Source organism: Microcystis sp. M53603_WE2, assembly GCF_030065435.1.
Window position 1 is genome coordinate 1 of the sequence record NZ_JASJFF010001281.1, and the last position, 2,523, is coordinate 2,523.

Genomic DNA, 2,523 nt, shown 5'->3' on the forward strand with positions numbered 1-2,523 from the left:
CTATAAGCGCAAGAACTCACCTCCTGTCGCCATTAGGTAAAAATAGTCAAAACCCAGACTTGGCAAACTTTTCCTGCTTACAATAAGAATTGTAACAATAAGCTTGACAAATTGCAGATAATCTTAACTTCTCACCAATGGACCGCGACAATCTCGCTAATGGCTGCTTGGCGATACTCTGAGGCGGCAAAAAACCCCAAGCAAGTCGCCACCGCCCCGAATAAACTGACGACGACTAACCACTGCTTTTGCCGTCTGGCATTTTTTTTCTCTTGTTCTAGGCGTTTTTCTGCCTCTTGGGTTCGTTCTTGCTGAAGCTTGAGTAACTGTTGTTGTCGTTCTTTTTCTGCTGTTTCCGCCGCTTCAATGGCTGTCTGACTAGCTTGAATAAATTCCTTATGTAACTCGGTTGCCGGGGGTTGTTTATTTTGTTGCTCAATTTTCTTTAACCAAGTTTGAGCGAGGACAAATTCACTGCCCCGGAGTAGTAAGTCAGCACTTTTTTGGCTATTTTCCCATTCTTTGGCTCTCTGTAACCATTTGCTATGGTTATGAACGTGATCTCTGTCTGTATGTATGGTTCTAACTAACTGAGTAAAATTGGTCAGAAAGTCGCCGCCATGCTGACTAAAATCAAGCCACTGAACACTAGCTAAGGCAGGGGGCAAATCTTTGGCCGCAACTTTTTGGTGTAAGATCGTGATAATTCGCTTATTTAATTTTTTGGCATATTCCACTTCATCATAACAATAAGGTGAATTGATTGATTTGGGAGAAATGATAAATACAAAGTTGTCGGAAATTTCAATGCCTTGATAAATTTCTCGCCGAAAATCTTCTCCCGAAGCGATACTTTCTTGATCGAACCAAGTGAGCTTACCGAGTGAAGTCAGAGCCTCATTTAATCTTCTTGCTAAATCTGAATCGGCACGAGAATAAGAGATAAAAACTTCTAAAGAAGATGGTTTATGTTGATTGAGACTAGCGATAATAAATTCTTCCTGTAGCGGTAAGGGAGGGGATTCTTTTCGCTGTTTAGCTACCTTCAGCCAAGCTTCAAAATGTTGGAGATTATAGCCTCGCAATAGGACACTAGGGTTGTGGGTTTGCTGCTGCCATTTCAAGGCTTTGACTAACAGCACTTTATGACTTTCATGATAAGCAACATCACTGTTTAATTCCTTCAATAATTTATCGATACTACTGCGATATTTTTCCCGATCTTCATATTCAGTTAAGTCAATAAATTGTAATTTCTGTAACTGGGAGGGGATTAACTCAATATCGGTCTTTTCAATCAGCAAAGTAATAATTCGTTTGTTGGTAGCAAAAGCGTGAGCAAGTTCTAGATAACAGTATGATGATTGCAGGGCTTCTGGAGATATTAAATAAACAAAGTTATCCGCCCCTTCAATACCTTTATTAATTTGCTCCTGAAAGGCAGTTCCCGTTTTAATATCCGTCTGATTAGTCCAGACGGTAAAGCCTTCGCGCATCAGAGTCTTGCGAATTTTCTCCTTGATGGCATTATCTTTTTCTGACGATGACAGGAAAACCTGTGTCATCAAATTATTAGCATTTTTACTACTTTCGCTAATAAATTCGCAGTGTAAGTCCGTGGGCAAGCAAGGCGGCTGTTCCTCAGTAAATCTATGTTTTAACCACTTTTCTGCTGCCTGTCTCTCTTCGCCAATTAACAGATAATTAGTTTGCTTCTGATTCCTTAACCAATTTAAGGCTTTAACTAAAAAAATACTGTGCTTCTGGACATAGTGTTGCTGCTGATCAATCGCACCGATCAAACCAGCAAAAGAGCTTTCAAAATCATCAATTTCTTCTCGGAAATAGATCCAGTTGATTTTGCCGATCGCTGGGGGCATATTCGGAAAACTAGAATGCCTTCCCTCGGCTTGATATGTTTGCCAGTCAGCTTCAGTTTTATCTGGGTTTCTTTGCCGCCAAGTTTCTTGGCTAATTTGTTCAACATGAAGCAGAGGAATAATGCGCTTGTTGTACTTAATCGCTAGATTAATTTCTTTTAGGCAATATTGCGAATTAACCGAATGAGGGGCGATGATAAAAATAAAGTTATGTGTCCTCTCGATGCCATCATTAATCTGTTCTTGATAGTCCACAGCCAAGGGAATATCTTCTTGGTCGAACCAGACGTTTAAGCCTTGTGCTGCCAACCTTTGATTAAGCTTAATAGCAAAAGTTTTACTATCAGCCCGTCCATAGGAAATAAAGACATCAAAGAAATTTTTCATTTTACTCCCCCTGTGAACTTTAGAAGAACTCTTGCAAATTAATTATATGTTATAATGATGGGTTAACTAATTTTCCCCAAAAAATTAGTTAATCAGTACATTTGTCCTGAATGAAAACTTGAAGTTTAACTTTTAACTCAAAACTCTTTAGAGCTGCTTTAATTTGGTTATCAAAACCTCTTTATTTAATCGGCACAAACTATCTCAATTATATAAATTGAGAATAAATTCTCCTTGACTTGATTAATCGTTAGGC

General features: G+C 38.8%; 1 protein-coding gene. It reads right to left on the reverse strand.

Features of this window, described 5'->3' with window-relative positions; translation table 11 throughout:
- Positions 1–131 precede the first annotated feature (131 nt).
- The gene (locus tag PX481_RS26765) at positions 132–2,267 is read right to left on the reverse strand and encodes a toll/interleukin-1 receptor domain-containing protein (protein ID WP_223213069.1); all 2,136 of its coding nucleotides are present in this window, start codon (positions 2,265–2,267) and stop codon (positions 132–134) included.
- Positions 2,268–2,523: the final 256 nt, after the last annotated feature.